Annotated in this window: 16 protein-coding genes; 3 read left to right on the forward strand and 13 right to left on the reverse strand. The window is 69.3% G+C overall.

Annotation, left to right across the window (positions count from 1 at the left end):
- Window positions 1-200 precede the first annotated feature (200 nt).
- The 10 genes from AB0E78_RS34595 to AB0E78_RS34640 all read right to left on the reverse strand — a co-directional run bounded on the left by AB0E78_RS34595 (window position 201) and on the right by AB0E78_RS34640 (window position 11,758).
- Window positions 201-1,007 (reverse strand): hypothetical protein, encoded by an 807-nt coding sequence (locus AB0E78_RS34595; RefSeq protein WP_361841276.1) that lies wholly within the window; start codon window positions 1,005-1,007, stop codon window positions 201-203.
- A 299-nt stretch (window positions 1,008-1,306) separates the two neighbouring features.
- Complete coding sequence (locus tag AB0E78_RS34600; protein ID WP_361841279.1) at window positions 1,307-1,555, reverse strand: hypothetical protein; 249 nt, start codon at window positions 1,553-1,555, stop codon at window positions 1,307-1,309.
- Window positions 1,556-1,837: 282 nt separating this feature from the next.
- Window positions 1,838-3,361 carry an aldehyde dehydrogenase family protein gene (locus AB0E78_RS34605; RefSeq protein WP_361841282.1) on the reverse strand — a complete coding sequence of 508 codons (1,524 nt, stop codon included), beginning with the start codon at window positions 3,359-3,361 and terminating at the stop codon, window positions 1,838-1,840.
- A 147-nt stretch (window positions 3,362-3,508) separates the two neighbouring features.
- Window positions 3,509-4,819, reverse strand: a complete 1,311-nt coding sequence (locus AB0E78_RS34610; RefSeq protein ID WP_361841285.1) for a GAF domain-containing protein — start codon at window positions 4,817-4,819, stop codon at window positions 3,509-3,511.
- Between the two features lie 134 nt (window positions 4,820-4,953).
- On the reverse strand, window positions 4,954-5,553 hold the full coding sequence (locus AB0E78_RS34615; RefSeq protein ID WP_361841288.1) for an N-acetylmuramoyl-L-alanine amidase: 600 nt from the start codon (window positions 5,551-5,553) through the stop codon (window positions 4,954-4,956).
- A 38-nt stretch (window positions 5,554-5,591) separates the two neighbouring features.
- Entirely contained in the window at window positions 5,592-6,608 is a 1,017-nt protein-coding gene (locus AB0E78_RS34620) for an acetamidase/formamidase family protein (RefSeq protein WP_361841290.1), read from the reverse strand.
- 317 nt (window positions 6,609-6,925) lie between these two features.
- Window positions 6,926-8,335, reverse strand: coding sequence for a tetratricopeptide repeat protein (locus AB0E78_RS34625; RefSeq protein ID WP_361841293.1), 1,410 nt, complete (start codon window positions 8,333-8,335; stop codon window positions 6,926-6,928).
- A gap of 214 nt (window positions 8,336-8,549) precedes the next feature.
- Complete coding sequence (locus AB0E78_RS34630; protein ID WP_361841295.1) at window positions 8,550-9,833, reverse strand: MFS transporter; 1,284 nt, start codon at window positions 9,831-9,833, stop codon at window positions 8,550-8,552.
- Window positions 9,833-10,771: a MerR family transcriptional regulator gene (locus tag AB0E78_RS34635; RefSeq protein WP_361841298.1), complete on the reverse strand. Its 939-nt coding sequence runs from the start codon at window positions 10,769-10,771 to the stop codon at window positions 9,833-9,835. Before AB0E78_RS34635 ends, AB0E78_RS34630 begins: the two co-directional genes overlap by 1 nt.
- A gap of 81 nt (window positions 10,772-10,852) precedes the next feature.
- Window positions 10,853-11,758, reverse strand: coding sequence for a LysR family transcriptional regulator (locus tag AB0E78_RS34640; protein ID WP_361841300.1), 906 nt, complete (start codon window positions 11,756-11,758; stop codon window positions 10,853-10,855).
- A 148-nt stretch (window positions 11,759-11,906) separates the two neighbouring features.
- On the opposite strand from AB0E78_RS34640, the gene AB0E78_RS34645 reads away from it, so the two are divergent.
- Entirely contained in the window at window positions 11,907-12,380 is a 474-nt protein-coding gene (locus tag AB0E78_RS34645; protein ID WP_361841303.1) for a cupin domain-containing protein, read from the forward strand.
- A gap of 91 nt (window positions 12,381-12,471) precedes the next feature.
- Here the strand turns inward: AB0E78_RS34645 and AB0E78_RS34650 are convergent, their stop codons facing one another.
- A complete protein-coding gene (locus AB0E78_RS34650; RefSeq protein ID WP_361841305.1) occupies window positions 12,472-13,674 on the reverse strand; it encodes an ROK family transcriptional regulator in 1,203 nt (400 codons plus the stop codon).
- Between the two features lie 28 nt (window positions 13,675-13,702).
- Window positions 13,703-15,166, reverse strand: coding sequence for a xylulokinase (xylB, locus tag AB0E78_RS34655; protein WP_361841308.1), 1,464 nt, complete (start codon window positions 15,164-15,166; stop codon window positions 13,703-13,705).
- Window positions 15,167-15,357: 191 nt separating this feature from the next.
- Between xylB and xylA the strand changes: the two genes are divergently transcribed.
- Both xylA and AB0E78_RS34665 read left to right on the forward strand, forming a co-directional pair.
- The gene (gene xylA, locus AB0E78_RS34660) at window positions 15,358-16,524 is read left to right on the forward strand and encodes a xylose isomerase (RefSeq protein ID WP_361841310.1); all 1,167 of its coding nucleotides are present in this window, start codon (window positions 15,358-15,360) and stop codon (window positions 16,522-16,524) included.
- Between the two features lie 343 nt (window positions 16,525-16,867).
- Window positions 16,868-17,197: a PT domain-containing protein gene (locus AB0E78_RS34665; RefSeq protein WP_361841312.1), complete on the forward strand. Its 330-nt coding sequence runs from the start codon at window positions 16,868-16,870 to the stop codon at window positions 17,195-17,197.
- A gap of 31 nt (window positions 17,198-17,228) precedes the next feature.
- On the opposite strand, the gene AB0E78_RS34670 is transcribed toward AB0E78_RS34665, so the two are convergent.
- A complete protein-coding gene (locus tag AB0E78_RS34670) occupies window positions 17,229-18,581 on the reverse strand; it encodes an esterase-like activity of phytase family protein (RefSeq protein ID WP_361841315.1) in 1,353 nt (450 codons plus the stop codon).
- Window positions 18,582-18,955: the final 374 nt, after the last annotated feature.

The raw sequence follows: 18,955 nt of genomic DNA on the forward strand, positions 1-18,955 counted from the left end.
GGGCCCCGAGTTCGGCCGTTCGGGGGGGGGGGATCAGTGAGCGTTTTCAACGAGGCCACTGATCGGGTGACGCCGGTGAGACCGAGATCGCCCCCGGGAAAACTCTTGTAGTTGAAGGGGGCAGTCGGTTCTGCCCTCTCCCTCGGGGACAGCGACCTTAGACGGGCTGGGACGTGCCAGCTTGCGTCCCCCGGGGGTCACTACTTGCCGGGGAAGAAGGAGCCCAGCAGCAGCTCCAGGACGATCAAGCCGACACCCGCGATTCCACCAGCAGCCGCGTTCCGATAGATGATCGCCACCACAACCACAGCGGCAGCCATCGCGGCTGGCTCGGGCACCCCCTGCCGTGCTGCCGCTATGACAATCGCTGCGACCAGGACGACCGTGAGCGACAGGCGCACCGCATCACCCATCCGATGCGGCCCTTTGAGGTCCCGTTCGTCCAAGAGCGCTCCGAGCCGCCCCGAGGCGTACCGTTCGCTGATCGTCAACGCCATGCGCGCAAGGCCGCGCGCTGCCTTCTGCGGGTCCTTGTCCAGTTCGGCCTCAGCGGCACGCAACGCCCCCACAACCTGGGCCGCGTGGCTCTTCAACGGTCCGTTACGCCGTGAGAAGAAGGGGACGGACCCTCGGGACATCCGAGCACCTCGTACGCGCATCACTGGAAGCCGAAGGGACAGTGCTCGGAGGTGAGCATCACGACTTCCGGGAGAGCGCACGATGTCCGCGCACTGCCCGATCAAATGCGTCCAGACGTTCACGCGCTCGAAAGTGTAGCCACCTGCACCGCACATCCGGGCGACAGAAGCCAGAAGCGACCACAAAGGGTATGTCAGCAGCAGCAAGGCAATAGCACCTGCGCCAACGTCGCCGACGAACCAAACGGCCAGAGCCTTCGCGTCGCCGTAGTACGGAATCCGCTCGGCGTGTTCGTCTGCTTGCTTCACATAGTTCGACAGCCCCTCGCCGATGACGCGGAGACAGATGTAGGTGAACAGGCCATACAACACCCACGTTCGTACTCGACGTTGGTGATAGCGCCGCAGGGCCACCCGAACCGGACCCGGCACAGGACCGATCCTGAGCACCTCGGCGTCTTCACGCAGCTTCCGTATCGCCTCATCCGCCTGCCGCCTGTGGCGCGCAGCCAGAGGAGCCCCCCTCCACCTCATCACCAACCGATCATCGCATCCGGTGACCAGTAGCTTCGGTTTTTCTCAACACCCCGCGTACGAGCGCCAATTAAGGAACAGCGAGCCAGCAGGGCAGCGATGGCGGGGCCGGGCTCCGAAAGGGAATGAACGCGCTATGTAAGCAGGTCAGAGCACAATGCAACATCCAGCAGTTTCGTTGGCATGTCTGCCTTGCCGAGTTCGGCAGCGAGGTCCGCTCGGGCAGCAGGGTCGGCGTCGACGGCGTCCCACAGCAGTGCGGCGAGACCGGCGCTGGTCGGGTACCGGGCGGAGAGAAACAGTCCGGCCCCGACGACGGCGACGACGCCGAGTCCCAGACGACTGCCCAACTGCGCGATGCGGTGTGCGACATCGGTGTTCATCGGCTCAACCTGGATGTCGACGGGCAGCAGGAAGGTTCGCTACTGAGTGGAAGTCCTCGCATGCCCTCTATTGTCGACCATGGCACTGACAACGGCCTTGTTCACGCCGGGTGCGGCTCGCGGGGTGACGTTCTCCAGCACAAATTTGGTCCGTGACTGGTCCGAGTGGAACTCCACTGGGCGCCAGAGAGTAACTAGAAGAACCCGACTGATTGCATTGGGTAGCTATCGTGTCGGGTTGCCTGGAGCGCATCGGTGCCTCCAGGCAACCGACTTGAGACTCTAGAAGAACCCAAGTTTCTTCGGGCTGTATGAAACCAAAACGTTCTTCGTCTGCTGGTAGTGCTCCAGCATCATCTTGTGCGTCTCGCGGCCGATGCCGGACTGCTTGTAGCCGCCGAACGCCGCGTGTGCGGGGTAGGCGTGGTAGCAGTTCGTCCAGACGCGGCCCGCCTGGATCGCACGGCCCGCCCGGTAGGCGGTGTTCATGTCGCGCGTCCACACCCCGGCGCCGAGGCCGTACAACGTGTCGTTGGCGGTCTTGATGGCGTCGTCGAAGTCGTTGAACGACGCGACGGAGACGACCGGGCCGAAGATCTCCTCCTGGAAGATCCGCATGCGGTTGTCACCCTCGAAGATGGTCGGCTGGACGTAGTAGCCACCGGCCAACTCGCCGTCGTACGTCACTCGCTGACCGCCCGTCAGTACCTTGGCGCCCTCCTGCTGGCCGATGTCCAGGTAGGAGAGGATCTTCTCCAACTGGTCGTTGGAGGCCTGGGCTCCGATCATCGTGTCGGTGTCCAGCGGGTGCCCCGGCACGATCTGCTCGGTACGGGCGACCGCCGCCTCCATGAACTCGCTGTAGTGACCCCGCTGGACAAGGGCGCGCGACGGACAGGTACACACCTCTCCGTTGTTGAGGGCGAACATCGTGAAGCCCTCGAGCGCCTTGTCACGGAAGTCGTCGTTGTGGTCCCACACGTCGTCGAAGAAGATGTTGGGCGACTTCCCGCCCAGCTCCAGCGTCACCGGCTTGATGTTCTCCGAGGCGTACTGCATGATCAGGCGCCCCGTCGTGGTCTCACCGGTGAAGGCGACCTTCGCGACGCGTGGGCTGGAGGCGAGGGGCTTGCCCGCCTCGACGCCGAAGCCGTTGAGGATGTTGACGACACCGGGCGGCAGCAGATCGGCGACGAGGCTCATCCAGTAGTGGATGGAGGCCGGAGTCTGCTCCGCGGGCTTGAGGACGACCGCGTTGCCCGCCGCGAGGGCGGGTGCGAGCTTCCATGCCGCCATCAGAATCGGGAAGTTCCACGGAATGATCTGCGCGACAACACCGAGCGGCTCATGGAAGTGGTACGCGACGGTGTCCTCGTCCACCTCGCTCAGCGAACCCTCCTGCGCGCGGATGACCCCCGCGAAGTAGCGGAAGTGGTCGATGGCGAGCGGGATGTCGGCGGCCAGCGTCTCGCGTACCGGCTTGCCGTTCTCCCAGCTCTCGGCCACCGCGAGCTGCTCGAGGTTCGCCTCCATGCGGTCGGCGATCTTCCGCAGGATGTCCGAGCGTTCGGTCGCGGAGGTGCGGCCCCACGCGGGCGCGGCGGCGTGCGCCGCGTCCAGGGCCCGCTCGACGTCCTCTGCCGTGCCGCGGGCGATCTCGGTGAAGGGCTCTCCGTTGACCGGACTCGGGTTCTCGAAGTACTGGCCTCGGGCGGGCGCGACGTACTCGCCGCCGATGAAGTGGTCGTAGCGGGCCTGGTAGGAGACAACTGCGCCATCGGTGCCGGGCGCTGCGTAACGGGTCATCTTGCTGGCCTCCCGGGGAAGGCTGCCCGCCGTTGGGCAGCTCTCGCCCCGGAGAGTAGGAGCGCGGACGTTGCAGGTACGTTGCGGAAGCTGGCCGTCGGTTCGATTGCCAGGCAACCCCGCACCCACACACTGCGCCCCCGCCCCTCAGGCAGGCCTCGGACCGGCAGGCATGCGCCCGGCAGGTGCGCTCCCCACCACCTGCCTCACGCCCTTGAGCTCCGCATCCAGCTCCCGGAGCCGCGCCAGCACCGGTGGCGTCGCCCGGATCTGCGCCAGCGCTCGCCAGACCGGAAGGTCGTCCTCACCCCACGGGGAGTGCACCCAGTCCGCCAGGAGATCCGGGTCGCGGCGTGCGATGAGGGCAGCTCGAAGCTGATCGGCGAGCCTGCGCCGCAGCCGGGCCACGGCAGGCGCCTGCGAAGCGGGCAGGAGTGGACCCGCGTACGCGGCGGCGGCCGCGGTGACCGCCCCCGAACCGAGCCGTCGCTCGACGGCGTCGACATCAGACTCGACCGGCAACGAGATCCTGTAGGGGCGTGACCCCAGCAGCTCTGGCCCCAGAAGCCGCCGTAGCCGCGCCAGCTCGGCCCGAAGCGTCACCGGCGTCACCGACTCGTCCTCGTACAGCGCGCACAGCAGCTCATCGCCGGTCAGGCCGTCCGGGTGGCTGGCGAGCAGGACGAGAATCTCGCTGTGCCTGCGGCTCAGCCGCACCTTGCGACCACTGGTCAGCAGCAGCGCCTCGTCACGGCCGAGCGCGGTGAGACCCACGGTCTCCGTGTTCGCCATCGGAGGTGACAGCAGCGCCAGTTGAGACTCCGCCGCCCGAGCGACCGCCTGCACGAAGGCGAGGCTGTGCGGATGCGCCAGTCCGTCGCCCCCGGTGATGTCCACGGCTCCGAGGAGCCGCCCGGTCCGCGGATCGTGCACCGGGGCCGCCGCGCACGTCCACGGCTGGACGCGCCGGATGAAGTGCTCGGCCGCGAACACCTGCACCGGCCGATCGACCGCCACCGCCGTCCCCGGAGCATTCGTCCCCATCGCGGACTCCGCCCATCGCGCACCCGGCACGAAGTTCATCCGCCCCGCCTTCTGCCGGGTCGCGGAGTGTCCCTCGACCCAGAGCAGCCTGCCGTGCGCGTCGCACACCGCGAGAAGATGCTCACCGTCCATCGCGAACGTGCCCATCAGCTCACGGAACAGCGGCATCACCCCGGCCAGCGGATGTTCGGCCCGATACGAACCGAGATCCCCGTCGGTGAGCTCGACCGCCGCGCCGGTGTCCTCCGGGCTGACCCTCGCTCTGGCCGAGCGCCGCCACGACTCGGCCACCACGGAACGCACCGGTCGCGTGAGCGTCCCCGCCTCGGTGAACCTCTCGTGGGCGCGCCGCAGCACCCGCACCCGCTCGGCAGGATCGGCACCGGCTTCCAGCGCCACCCATGCTTCGGTCAACTCGGCCTCCCGGGACGGCGATGGGGTGCAGCCATCGTCGCCCCGTGAGCGTGCTCCGACAAGCGCTGCGGCAAGTGCCCCGACGAGGGTCGAACAAGTGCCTCAGTGATCGCCCCTGTTCGAGCCGACTGACGTCACGCAGAGTTGACCAAGCGGATATAGCGCGTCCAGTCCCAGTGCGGCCCTGGATCGGTGTGGTCGGTGCCGGGCACTTCCACGTGCCCGATGATGTGCTTGCGGTCCTTGGGGATGTCGTACGTATCGCAGATGGCCGAGGTCAGCAGCGCGGACTGCTCGTACATCGCGTCGGTGAAGTACTCGGGCTGATCCACCCACCCCTCGTGTTCGATGCCGATGCTTCGGGTGTTGTAGTTCCAGTTGCCCGCATGCCAGGCGACATTGCGTTCGCGGACGCACTGGGCGATGTGGCCGTCCTTGGAGCGCACCACGTAGTGGGACGAAACCTTCTTCGCCGAGTTCTGGAAGATGGCGAGCGTGTCGGCGTAGGTCTCCTGTGTGACGTGGACGATCACGTAGTCGATGGGGTAGGTGCTGGGACGGTTGGCGGCCGTGTAGTTGGAGCTGCTTGCCGGAACCCACTCGGCGAGCGGATAGTCGACCGCATGAGGTCGGGCCACGGCGCGGGTGGCGGGGAGGAGCGCGGCGGGGACGGCGGCCAGGGCCGCTCCCTGCAACAGCCTGCGCCTGCTGGGGAAACGTCTTGCTCGATCCATGGCTGGCCTGCCTCTCGGTGGGGGGAACAGCTGGATTCTCAGTGGGGCAACAGCGCGGCCGCCTCGCGCAGCCGGGCGTGCAGCCCCTGGTGAGTTTCGCGCGCGGGCAGCCACTCCTTGCGGATCTTGGCCACGCACGTGTAGTTGGTGTCGCAGACATTGGCGAGCGGCGACTCGACGGTCTGGGTCGCGAACTGGTAGGCGTCGAGCTCGCTGAAGCCGTAGTCCCGCACCAGCCACTGCACCAGGTCGAGTTGGGATATTCGGAAGGCGTCTTCGAGCGGACGTGCCGAGCCGGTGGAGATGATGTGGGTATCGGACTCCAGGCGCGGCCAGGGTGTGGTGATCTCCTTCAGGAGTTCGACGATCACGACTGTGTTCATCGCGCACTCGACGGCGACTCCGCAGGTCTCTCCCTCGCCCTGCCGGGCGTGTCCGTCACCCAGGCTCAGGAGCGCGCCCTCCACGTTCACCCCGAGGTAGCAGCAGGTGACGCCGGCCCGCATCTCGGGAGTGTCCATGTTGCCGCCGTGCGCGTCGGGCACGAGAGCCGAGCGCACCTCCAGATTGGCCGGTGCGACGCTGACCGTGCCGTGCATCGGGTCCATTGGCAGCGCGATCTCGAAGTCGCTGTCACGTGCGCTGAAATGTGCGGTGCGCCGGTCCCGGTCGAGCTGCCATATCCATACGGTCTCGGGCAGCGGAGGTTGGAGCGACGCGGTGGCGTGGGTAGAGGTAAGCGCCCCGAAGAGGGGGACTGTGGTGGACGCCGCCCAGTCGCGGGCCGGTTCGATCGACACGAAGTGCACGGCGACGGTGTCGCCCGGTTCCGCGCCCTCGACGTGGAAGGGGCCGGTCTGCGGATTCAGGAACGGAAACTGGCAGACCTCGGACACCAGGTCTTTCTCGGAGCGCACGCTCCCCGCGAAACAGTCCTCCGTGTACAGGTCGAGCACCGTACCCGGAGCGATCCGCGCCACGGGTGGCGCACCGCCGAACGTCCAGGCGAACTCGCCCGGTTCGGGCCGGACGGTCAGGATACGAGGCTGGTTCATGGCGGACTGCTCTCCTCTGTCGTTCCGTGGGGGACTTGGACCCTGTGCGGCCCGATGGCCCCGCGACGCAGCCCAGGACGGCTTGCTCCCGACACCTGAATCCCCCGATCCGCGAGGACATGAAACGCCGTCAGGGCGATGGTGTCCCGCGTCAATTACGCTACGGCGAGGGATGGTTGAGCCGGAAGAGCTCCGGACGAATCTGTGTACAGCACCGTGATTGTGGATAACGCTGTCACCCTTGAGAGTGCCGCGAGGACGAGAAATCTGAGGGTGCCGAGGGGGCCCGATGGTGTTGAGGGATGTCCGGGTCGTACTCAGCCCAAGGCAGCCGCGCCCACAGCGGCCTGCTCCTCCGCACGGGCGCGGGCGGACGCGGCCTGAGCCGTGTCTCCGAGCCGGTCGGCCAGTCGGGCACGTGCCCGCCAGTTGTAGGGGCAGATGGGGCGCAAATTGATGCGTTCACTCAGCAGAGTGCGCGCCAGGTCGTGTCGGCCGGAACGGATGGCCGCCTCCACGAGCGTCCGCTGGATGGCGTCGCGCTGTGCGTGGCTGCCGCCGAAGGAATTGAGGTGGTAGCGAATGGGGGCGAGCAACTCGACCACGCGGGCGTACTGCCGCTGCCGGTAGGCGATGAGGGCACGGCACACCGGGATGCCGATGTTGCGTGTCATCGCGTGATTCGACACGGAGACGTCGGTCCGGGCAAGCCACTGCTCGCGGTCTTTGACCAGCCGTTCGGCATCAGAGAGCCGTCCCGCCCCCGCGTACGCCATCACGGCGTGGACATCGTTGAAGGCGTAGTAGGCGCCGTCCCCACGCCCGGCCCAAGCCTGGGCGAGGGCAGTCCAACGGGACTCGACATCGATGTCGACCAGGAGAAGCCGCCACAGCAGGGCGGAGGCATCCAGGAGTTCCATGGCGATGGCCTGCGACGCCTCGTTGTGGAGAGTGTTGTCGTAGACGCTGAGGACGCGTTCGACGCTGCCCGCCTCGAGCGCGTACAGGGCGTAGTGCCACGCATTGTGCACGGAAAGGTAGTTGCCGTCGGTCCAGTCCTCGGTCCGCGCGTCCATATAGCGGATCCCCTCGCCGAACAGCCCTCGCATCTCGTAGGTGTGGACGACCGCGTGGATGCCCCACACATCCCGTGGGTGACGTTCGACCGCCTGTAGTCCTACCTCCTCCGCGTGGCCGTAGTGCCCGGCCTCTTCGAGCCCGAAGGCGTACATCCCCAGCAGTGGACCGAAGTGCGGGTCATCGCCCTCCCACGAGGAGAGTGCGCCACCGATCCGGTCACGCAACCGCTGCGCGTCCCCGGTGAAGAAGTCGATCTGGTGACCGACGGCCAGGGCGAGGGCGTCGCGGGGGAACTCGGTGCTGATCTCGCCGAGGATCTCCCCGGCCCGCAGCATGTTCCCCTCCAACCACGTCTCGGCAGCGGCCGCGTGCATCTGCTCGCGAGGCGAGAGCCCGGCAGGATCGACTGCGCCTCGGAAAGCGCTGAAGGAACGACGGGCGGCGGCTGCGTCCTTCTCCTCAGTGCCGAGAAGGCCGAGGTAGGCGCCCAAGACGTGCGCCATCGCGGAATCCGGAGAGGCCGCCACCATGGCCTGCGCCTCGTCGGCAACCTCGCCACGGAAGAACAGCAGCGCGCTGAGCGCTCGTTCGTAGTGACGCGCGGCTTCGTCGCTGGTGCCACTCAGGACGTGGGCATGCCGATCCATTTCCATTGCTGTCCCTCTCCCGCAGATCTGTCCGGTCTCCCGGGAGCATCCGATTCCGGTTCACGCTGTGCACTCAGTCCACTCAGTGCAGCTAGTTCAGTCAGTACAGTCAGACCAGTCTCGCGATTTCTGCCCGTGGGACACGAGGACGACGCTCGGTTCACCAGAACGACATACTGCCGGGCACGCTACGGCGGTTCGGTGCCCCGGACCGTCACGGTTGCCGACCACGCGTGTTCCACCCGATCGCCGCGGCGAGCAGGGCGGCCGCTGGAATCAGCAGCAGGGCGGCTCGGCTTCCCTGGTCCGCCGCGATGTGCGCGAACAACGCCGCGCCCACCGCACCGCCGACCATGTCGAGGCTGCTCAACCAGGACATCGCCTCGGTGATGCGTCCCCCGGGGGCGAGGTCGCCGCCGGCCGTGCGCAGCGCCGCGAACGTACATCCGATCACCAGCCCCGCCAGCGGGCAGGCCAGGAGCACCACGAGAGGCGACATCCCTGAAGCGAGCGTCAGCGCTCCGGCCCCGGCTGCGAAGACGCAGAGGAGTACGGAGACCTTGGGGCCGTGGGACAGGAGAGTCGGAACGGCGCCCAGAGCGAGGCTGCCCAGCACGCTGCCGATGGACAAGATCCCCAGGTACAGGCCGGTGAACCCGGCCGCGTGGTACTCCCGTGCGTAGATCGGCAGCACCACGTCCACCGCGGTCACCGCCATGACGAAGAGCGCGTCCGCGGCCAGCAGGCGCCGCAGGGGAGCGGACGCCAGGGGGCCGAGCCAATGCCCGGACCGAGTGGACCGAGTGGGCCGAGTGGGCTGAGCGGAACGTGACTGCGGGCCCGGCGAGTTGATCAGGAGGCCCACTGAAGCGGCCGTCAGCAGCCCCACGACAGCGAACGGCGCGACCGGCGAGAGCGACAGGCTGAGCCAACTGGCGAGCACGGGGCCGCTGATCAGCGCGGTACCCATCATCGACGAGTCGAGAGCCATCGCCGTCGCCAGCAACCCGGCGTCCGAGGAACTGCTCATCGAGCGGTGCCAGACCGAGCGCATCATGACGCCTACGGGAGGCGCGCTCGCGCCCATGATCGTGGCGAGTGCGAGGATCGCGCCGACGGGCCCGCCGCCGCTGACCACCAGGACCAGCAGGGCTGCGGCCACCAAGTACGCGGCCAGAAAACCCAGCAGGACCGGGCACGATGCAAGCCGGTCGACGAGACGGCCGCGCAGGGGAGCGGTGACTCCTTGGCCTACGGCCAAGGCGCTCACCGCCAAGCCTGCGGTTCCGTACGTGTGATCCCGGGCGACCAGGAGCAGCAGACTGAGGCCGACCATGCTGGACGGCAGTTTCGACGCCATGCCGGTCGACGCGAGCCGCCAGAAGCCGGGTACGTCCATCAGGCGCCGGTAGGCGGCGAGAAATCGCCGGGGCGGTGGCTCGGTCTGCTCCGTCGGCTCGGTGAGGCCGTCGGCGCGGACCGCGCTTTCCCGGCCCACTACTGAGGCAGTCGTGCGCGCAGGGCCGCGATGGCCCAGTCGAGTACAGGCGCCAGACTCTCGGGCGCGGGCCACCCGTTGACGACCGCGAGCAGCGTCAAGTAGCGGTCCCGCCGGGGGTCGTCCATGGTTTCCAGGCGGGACACCAGGCGCCGGCGGAGGGTGGTGTCATCGGGGAGGGCGAGAATGTGCGCGTAGTGGGCCGCGAGCGCCGTGACCACCGGTTCTGCCTCGGGCGAGGCCGGATCGATGCCTGCCGCCAGGGCCGGGGCGACCTGGGCGCGTAGGGCCTCGGCGAGGACGCGTGGCAGGCCGGTGCTGTCGTCCGGGGCGCGGTCGGCCGCCAGATCCCTGGCCATGCCCTGCATGGTGGAGCGGAACCCCGGATCCTGGAACAGCTCGGCCAGCTCCACCCAAGCCTCGACCTGTTCGGCCTCGGGGTCGTCCGGTAGCTCGGGCGTGAAGGAGCGGGTGACCGCCGCGAAGGCGGGGTGGTCGTACAGGCCGTCGAACACGGTGTCCAAGAAGTCGTCGATCAGACGTTGACGCTCGTCTTCGGAGAGCTTGGCCAGCTTGTGCATGAGATCCAACTCCTCAGGGGTGGACCCGCGCTTGGCCACCGCCGTCAGGACCGCTCGCCGCAGGCGCAGCACACGGATCTGCACCTCAAGAGCGTCCGCGTGTGCTGCGGCAACCTCGGGGAGCGAGACCTCCCGGTCCACCACCTTCCGGATGGTGGGAAGGTCAAGACCCAGCTCGCGCAGGGTGCGTACGAGGTCGAGGCGGGCGACGGCGTCGGTGCCGTACAGGCGGTAGCCGGCCGGGCTGCGGTCGGCGGGCGGCACGATCCCCGCGTCGGAGTAGAACCGGACGGTCTTGACCGTCAGGCCGGTCCGCCGTGCCAGATCACCGATCGAGTAGAGCGTGTCGCCGTTCATGACCCCACCTTCATGTCTCCCCCTACGGGAGACTCAAGCCGCGTCGCCCACCGGGATGAAGCCCAGTACTTACTGCGGCTCTTACCGAGCACGCGCACGCGTGGCCCCCAGGGCGTCGAGCAGGTGGCCGATCGCGGGGGACAGCGGGCCCGGTCGCGTGGCAAGGCTGACGGGCGAGCGCGCGCCGAGAAGCGGCCGGAAGGCGATACGGCGGGCTGATGGAAGATCGCCCACCAGGTCGAAGACGGTCCAGGAGGCCACCCCGCTAGCCGAACAGTCTGCGTCCGTGGCGATCGCAGTCAGCGTCTCCTGCAAGGTGGTGAAGTGCGGGCCGGCCGGCACGTCGGTGCCGGATGCCCGCAGTAAGCCCGTCACCAGGTCGTGAAACGCAGGGTTGTGTTCCCGTGGAGCCAACCGCAGCGGCAGGCCCGCGAGATCGGTCGGTTCGAGACGGGGCAAGGCTGCCAGTGGATGGGTCGCGGGCAGTGCGACGATCAGCGGATCGTCCCAGACCGCCAGCACCTCAAGGCCCGGCAGCGGTCCGCCGCCCCGGACGAGTGCGGCATCCAACTCCCCTCTCCGTAGTGCCCCGATACGCCGCTCACGAGCCTCCTGCACCAAACGGACCCGAAGCCTCGGAACCCGTTCCGCCAGCACGTCGAGGGCCGGATACACGCGCTCCGCGAACGCCCTGGTGGTGCCGAGCCGCAGTATCCCCTCCCCTCCGGAGACCATCTCGGCAGCCACGTGCCCCACACGGGCATCGGCCGCGAGCGCGGCCCGCGCCTCCGGAAGCAGCCGCTCCCCGGCCGCTGTCAGCCCCACTCGACGGGTGGTCCGGTCGAAGAGGCGCAGACCCAACCCCCGCTCGAGACGGGCAACCTGCTGGCTCACCGAGGCCTGTACGACGTGCAGCCGCACCGCCGCCCGGCCGAAGCCGCCCTCGTCCGCGACCGCCACGAAGTACTCGAGCTGCCGAAGCTCCACAGCCGTCGTCGCCCCTCCCGTATCCGGTCCACCCGAGCGCATTCATCGGCTCAGGTGATCACTGCCTTCATGAACGGCTTCTTGGACGCGCTGTGTTCCCGCGATGGACTGGTGCTCACGACCACCCACCGCGCCCGAGGAGTACGACGTGCCCCGCAACCCACAGCCCTTGATCGTCCACGCACGAGACGCGGAGGAAGTCCCCCTGCCCGGAGGCGGCCGGTTCCGGTTGCTGGAGGACAGCCGGGCGACCGGTGGGCTCCTGGGGGCCAACCGGCTCGTTCTGCCGGCCGGCGCCGACGGCACGCGCCCGCATCACCACCGCTTGTCCACCGAGCTCTTCCATGTGCTCGACGGCACCATGGAGTTCCTGATCGACGGCGCCCTGACGGCCGTGGACGAGGGCGGTCTGATCGTGGTGCCGCCCGGCACGGTGCACGCCTTCGGAGCGGCGGACGACGGCCCTGCGGAGTTCTTCGCCGTGCTCACCCCAGGCATCGAACGGTTCGGATACTTCCGGCAGCTGGGGCGCATCGCGCGAGGCGAGGCGAAGTGGGACAGCATGGATGGGCTGCATGACAGGTATGACGTGCACTTCGTCGGGGGGCCGCAGTGGCGCTGACAAGGAGGCGGGAGGCAAGAGGGAAGCGGCCCGTCGAGCCACCCCACGCTCTCCGAGTGGACAGCCGCCCCTAGGCCGCCGCTCCCGCAGGCTAAGCCGCCGCCCCCGCCGGATCATCGAGCACAGCCCGTACGACCGAGTGCGCCGCCCCCAGCAACGGACCGTCCGGGCCAAGACCGGACACAGCGACAGCACACGCTGTGCCCGCCGTGCGGCGCCCCAACTCGCCCTCCAGCGACGGCAGCAACCATGGCGCGAGCCTTGAGAGTGCTCCGCCGAGCACCACCGAACGCGGGTCCAGCAGATTCACCGCACCGGTGAGCGCGATGCCCAGTGCGGCGCCCGCAGCGCGCAGTGCCCTTCGTACGTCCTCGTCGCCCCGCTCGGCGCGTTCCGCGAGAAGTCCGACGCGGTCCGCACCGGGATCAAGGCCCGCCGCGCGCAACACCGCCTCCTCGCCCGCGTACTGCTCCAGGCAGCCACGGCCGCCACACGGACACTCCGGGCCGTCCGGCCACACCGGCACGTGGCCCAGCTCGCCCGCGAAGCCGCGTGTCCCGCGCAGAAGCTGCCCGTCGACGACCAGCGCGGCGCCGATGCCGATCTCCGCGGATACGTGGAGGAAGTCCTGGGGCACCTCGTCGCCGAGCCACAGCTCGGCCAGTGCGCCGAAGTTGGCCTCGTTGTCCACCGTCAGCGGAAGCTTGCCGGGCAGCAGGGCGCCGAGGTCGACGTCATGCCAGTCGAGGTTGGGGGCACGCACCACCACCCCTGAGCCGCGGGCGACGAGGCCCGGGACCGCGACGGCCAGTCCCGCCGGGCGCAGTCCTGCCAGATGGGCTTCGTCGCTCACCTGCCGCACCAGTGCGACGAGTTCCTTGAGAACGGGTTGGGGGGCGCGCCCCCGATTGTCTCCCTGCCGCACGGCACGCGCGCGTACCTCTCCGCGCAGGTTGACCGCGCACACCGAGAGATGGTCGACGCCCACTTCGGCTCCGATGCCGACCGGCCCGCTCCCGCTGACCGCGAGCGCGGAGCCGGGGCGCCCCACCTTGCCGGGGCGCTCGGGGCCCAGCTCGTCCAGGAGCCCGGACCGGATCAACTCGTCCACCAGGGTGGAGACGGCGGCCCGTGTCAGACCGATCCGGGTGGCCACGGCGGCACGGGACAGCGGCCCGTGCGCCGCGACGGCGTGCATGACGCGCGAGAGGTTGCGGCGGCGCATCCCCCGCTGGGTGTCGGGCAGCGGGACTCCGGACGTGCTCCGGTGCGCGTCGTGCGGTGGTGCGGTCATGCCCCCGTCAGTCCCTGTTCTTCCGTCCTCACGGCCGTACGTCCTCGCGGCCCCTGGCGTCGAGCAGTGGCGCCGCGTCGGAGACTACCCCGGCGATCCGCGCCAGCGTCGACTCGTCCCGCTCCACAGGGGGCAGCACGGGCCCCTCGGCCGTACCCCAGCGCCGTGCGACAGCCGCGGGGTCCTCGCCCGTGAGAAGGCCGGCGGCTTGCGCCGCGGCACCGAGTGCGACCAGCTCCCTGGCCTCGGGCACCTGAACCGCCCGCCCGGAGAGCCGACGTACGGTGTCCTGCCAGGCCGTGCCCCGTGCTCCGCCGCCGATGAGCAGGAGCGGAGCCGAGCGGTCCGCGTCCGCGTCCAGGACCAGATCGAGGGCGCCCAGCAGTGAGTGCACAGCCCCGTCGTAGGCCGCCTGCAGCAGTTGCCCCGGAGTCGTGTCGTGCCGCAGCCCGTGCAGCAGCCCTGAGGCGTGCGGCAGGTCGGGGGTGCGCTCGCCGTCCAGGTAGGGCAGCAGGGTGACGGCGCCGCCCGCCTCCACCGCCTCACGGTCGAGGCTCAGCAGTGCGGCGACCCGGTCCACGGCCAAGGTGCAGTTGAGCGTGCAGGCCAGCGGGAGCCAGTCGCCGCGCGCGTCGGCGAAGCCGGCCACCGTGCCCGTCGGATCCGCCGGACGCCGCGTGGAGACCGCGTACACGGTGCCCGACGTTCCCAGGCTGAGCACCGGGGTGCCGGGGCGCAGGCCGAGCCCGAGGGCCGCCGCCGCGTTGTCGCCGGTCCCGGGAGCGACCAGCGTGCCCTTGGAGAAGGGAAGTTCGCCGCTCCCGCGTACGGTGCCTGCGACCTCACCGGGGCGGACCACGCGAGGCAGGAGCTCCGGGTCCAGACCCACGAGCCCCAGGATCTCCTCGTCGTACGCCTCTGTCGCCGAAGCCCACCACCCCGTACCGGAGACATCGCCCCGGTCGGTCGTGCCGCATCCTGTGAGGCGCTCGGTGAGGTAGTCGTGGGGGAGCCGAACGGCCGCTGTGGCGCGGGCGGCCTCGGGCTCGTGCTCGCTGAGCCAGGCCCACTTGGTCACCGTGAAGGAGGGGCCCGGCACGCTGCCGATGCGCTCGGCCCACGCCTTCGGGCCCCCCAGGCTGTCCACCAGAGAGCGTGCGTGCGCCGCCGAGCGCACGTCGTTCCACAGCATCGCGGGACGTACCGGCCTGGAATGCGCGTCCAACGTCACGAGCCCGTGCTGCTGGCCGCCGACGGATACAGCGGCGGCCTCGCGCGCCGCGCCGCCGCACTGGTCCAGGGCCGCGCACAGCGCGTTCCACCACTCCTCGGGGTCGCTCTCGCGGGCGGCCCCCGAGCTGACGCTGTGCGGGGCCTGACCGCTGGCCACCACCTTGCCGGTGGCGGCGTCGACGACCAGGACCTTGGTGGACTGCGTGGAGCTGTCCACGCCGACGACGAGGGGTCCGTCGGCTGCTGGCGCTGATGACATCGGGGGGTCTCCGTTCCCGCGGCTCTTTCCGGGCGCGCCCGGACTTCTTTCCGTCCGACCTTCCCAGGGATGCTTCCGGATACTAATTTGTTAAGCGCCATGACGAAATAGTCGCGGCAGTCGTACATGGGGCACGCCGTCGTGCCCGACTCGGCCACACAGCCGTGCACCAGTCATCCAGGGAGCCGCACATGACGTACCAGCCCACTCCTGAGGACAAGTTCACCTTCGGCCTGTGGACCGTCGGCTGGCAGGGAAGGGACCCGTTCGGCGACGCCACCAGGGCGGCCATCGACCCGGCCGACTCCGTGCGGCACCTGGCCGAACTGGGCGCCTACGGAGTGACCTTCCACGACGACGACCTGATCCCCTTCGGGGCCACGGACACCGAGCGCGAGTCGCACATCAAGCGCTTCCGGCAAGCGCTCGACGCGACGGGCCTCGTCGTGCCGATGGCGACCACGAACCTCTTCACGCACCCCGTATTCAAGGACGGAGGGTTCACCGCCAACGACCGGGACGTGCGCCGCTACGCGCTGCGCAAGACCATCCGCAACATCGACCTCGCGGTGGAGCTCGGTGCCAGCACCTATGTCGCGTGGGGCGGCAGGGAAGGCGCGGAGTCGGGTGCGGCGAAGGACGTGCGCGTGGCTCTCGACCGCATGAAGGAGGCCTTCGACCTGCTCGGCGACTACGTGACGGAGCAGGGGTACGACCTGCGCTTCGCGATCGAACCCAAGCCGAACGAGCCGCGCGGCGACATCCTGCTGCCGACCGTCGGCCACGCCCTCGCCTTCATCGAGCGCCTGGAGCGTTCCGAGCTGTTCGGCGTCAACCCCGAAGTGGGCCATGAGCAGATGGCCGGCCTCAACTTCCCGCACTCCATCGCCCAGGCGCTCTGGGCGGGCAAGCTCTTCCACATCGACCTCAACGGCCAGACGGGCATCAAGTACGACCAGGACCTCCGCTTCGGCGCGGGTGATCTGCGCAGCGCCTTCTGGTTGGTCGACCTCCTGGAGAGGGGCGGTTACGAAGGGCCGCGGCACTTCGACTTCAAGCCGCCGCGCACGGAGGACTACGCGGGTGTGTGGGCCTCGGCCGCCGGCTGCATGCGCAACTACCTGATCCTTCGGGAGCGTGCGGCCGCCTTCCGCGCCGACCCGGAGGTCCAGGAGGCCCTGCGGGCATCCCGCCTGGACGAGCTGTCCCTGCCGACCGCCGAGGATGGCCTCGCCGGGCTGCTCGCCGACCGTGGTGCCTTCGAGGACTTCGACGTGACGGCGGCCGCGGACCGTGGCATGGCCTTCGAACACCTCGACCAGCTGGCCATGGACCATCTTCTGGGGGCGCGGGGCTGACCGGAGACTCCGAGTCCGCCTCGACTCCGGGGGGAGCAACTTCCGCACAGGGGTCGCATCCTGACCCTTTCGAGGCGACTCTTGACGGTATGGCCATGCCACTCGTACCGCCACCGCCTCCCCCTCCGCCGGGTGACTCGCCCCCTCCGGGCGACGGCGGCTACGGACCACCCGGGGGTGGTGGTTACGGACCACCCGGCGGAGGGTACGGGCCACCACCGGGCGGCGGGGGTGGCCTCCTGCGGGAGGCGGCGGTGTGCCCCCTGACGGGGGCGGATTCCCGCCCACTCCGCCCCGAGGTGGGCCGTCAGGGCGGCGGGGCGGGCCGTTCATCCTGCTAGCGGTGCTCCTCGCGATCGGAGCCGTCGTCGCCGTGATCCTGGTGGTCACCAGTGGCGACGGCTCCGGGGACAAGAAGGGCCCCTCCGAGAGCAGCAAGAGCTCGGACGGCAAGCCCACCCCCTCGCTGAGCATCCCGTCGAAGATCCCTTCTGAGCTGCCGACGGAGGCGCCCTCGAATCTGCCCAGCGGCCTGCCGTCGGACGTGCCCAGCAATCTGCCGAGCGAACTGCCGAGCGGCCTCGACTCGCTGGTCCCTTCACGCGCGGACACTGCGGGCGGTGAAGCGCCCTACTACTTCCTGAGGGCGGACGTCATCAACCCGGAGTCGTGATCGGCGCGTTGCACGGGGAGTGGGCGTGCACTCAGATGCCCTTCGGCAGCCGCACGTACGTCACCGTGGTCTCCACGCCGCTGTCCACGAGTCGGCCCTCCTTGTCGAACGCCTCCGCCCCGTCCGTCATCCCGAAGTCGTTGTCATTGATCAGGGCGAGGGCGTGACCGTTCACGCGGGCCACGCCCTCGATCTTGTCGGGTATACCGTCGATACCGCCCAGGTCGACCAGCAGGCGCTTCTTCAGGACGGGCACTCCGGAGGCCGCCGGGTCGTCGAGCTGCTCCAGGGAAGGCTTCGTGGCCGCGTCGTCCCACTGGTCGCCGAGGATGTCGGCTCGGCGGTCCAGCTTCACCGTCTGCAGTCGCGCGGCCTTGTCGGTTCGCTCCTCCACCAGGAGCCGGTCACGCCCCACGGCCACCACGGAGGAGATCTTCAGCTCGGACGTGTCGTCCTCGCCCGGGTCGACGACGTCCACCGCGTCGAAGCGGTACGCGTACTCGGCGGTGACTGCCTGCTTCTTCGGCGAGAAGCGCAGCAGCCGCGTCGTGCGCGATGCCTCACCCGCGTCCTCGTCCGGCAAGGACAGCGGGCTCTGGACTGCCATCACCAGATCCCCGCCCGGGAGTTGGGCGAGCCCCTCGAAGCCGCGGTTCCCCTTGCGGTGCAGCAGGACGCCCGGAAGCGCCTCGACGACCGGATAGTCGGCGCCCGACAGCTTCAGGCCGTCGGGGACGTAGCGCTTGAGCACCTTCCCGCGCGCGGAGACGTGGACGAGTGAGGGGCCGTACTCGTCGACCAGCCAGAAACTGCCGTCGTGCGCCCGCACGATGCCCTCGGTGTCGAGGCCGTTCGGGTCATAGGTCAGCGCCGTCTTGGCGTCGCAGGTGTACGGCGCCTCATCGCGTCCCTTCTGGTTGGGCAGTCCCGTCACGGGCTTGCCGGAGGAAGTCGTCAGCGGGAGCGCGTCGATGACCTTCACCGTGTCACCGGAGACGCGGATCTTCACGATCGCCGGATCGAAGCCGGGGACGGGGAAGGTGCGCCGCTTCTTGCCGTCCACCTTGATCTGGCCGTTGGGCCCACGGTCGGTGACCGTCCAGAACTCGCCCTTGCGGCCCGCAGGGTAGATGTCACTGCCGATACCGCCGAGATCCACACTGCGGTCGTCGCTCACCGTGCCGGGCAGCAAGGAGTTGCTGAACGTCCCCAGAGGTACGTCGCCAAGCGTCGCCGTCGAGGTGATCCGAGGCGCCTTCTCCTTGCCGCCGGTCTGGGCGCCCATGGCGGTTCCGGTCACCGCGATCGCGGCGAGCACGGCGATCGGCACACCCGCGGCAACGGATCGGCGGACGCGACGCTTACGGGCGGCGTGCGGGGACATGGTGCCTCCAGGGGCGCAAGTGTTCGGTGACAGCGATCAGACTTCGCCGTCGCCGCGAACACAGGGAGGCAGGAAGGTGAACGTGAGGGGGCGTGCTGACGGCGCCTCCCGCGAGGGGACAGGAGGCGCCGCCGGCACCCACGGGCCGGTCAGCGGCAGTTGGGCACCTGGCCCTGTCGTCCCCCTTCGGCTGGATCGCGCTGACGTACTCCATCACTCCGGGGCCCTGCGGGACGGGGGATGCCAGTCGCGGTCGGATCCCCCGGAACCGGTGTGATCCACCCTCCCGGGTGTCATGCCCGCGCTCAATCGCTGGGCAGGGGGAGTGCACGCGCCGGTGTTCCCGGCGCGTGCGTGTGCGGCGTGGATACGCC

Origin of the sequence: Streptomyces sp. NPDC032198 (genome assembly GCF_040636975.1) — a bacterium.
In the GTDB taxonomy this organism is placed as follows: Bacteria; Actinomycetota; Actinomycetes; order Streptomycetales; family Streptomycetaceae; genus Streptomyces.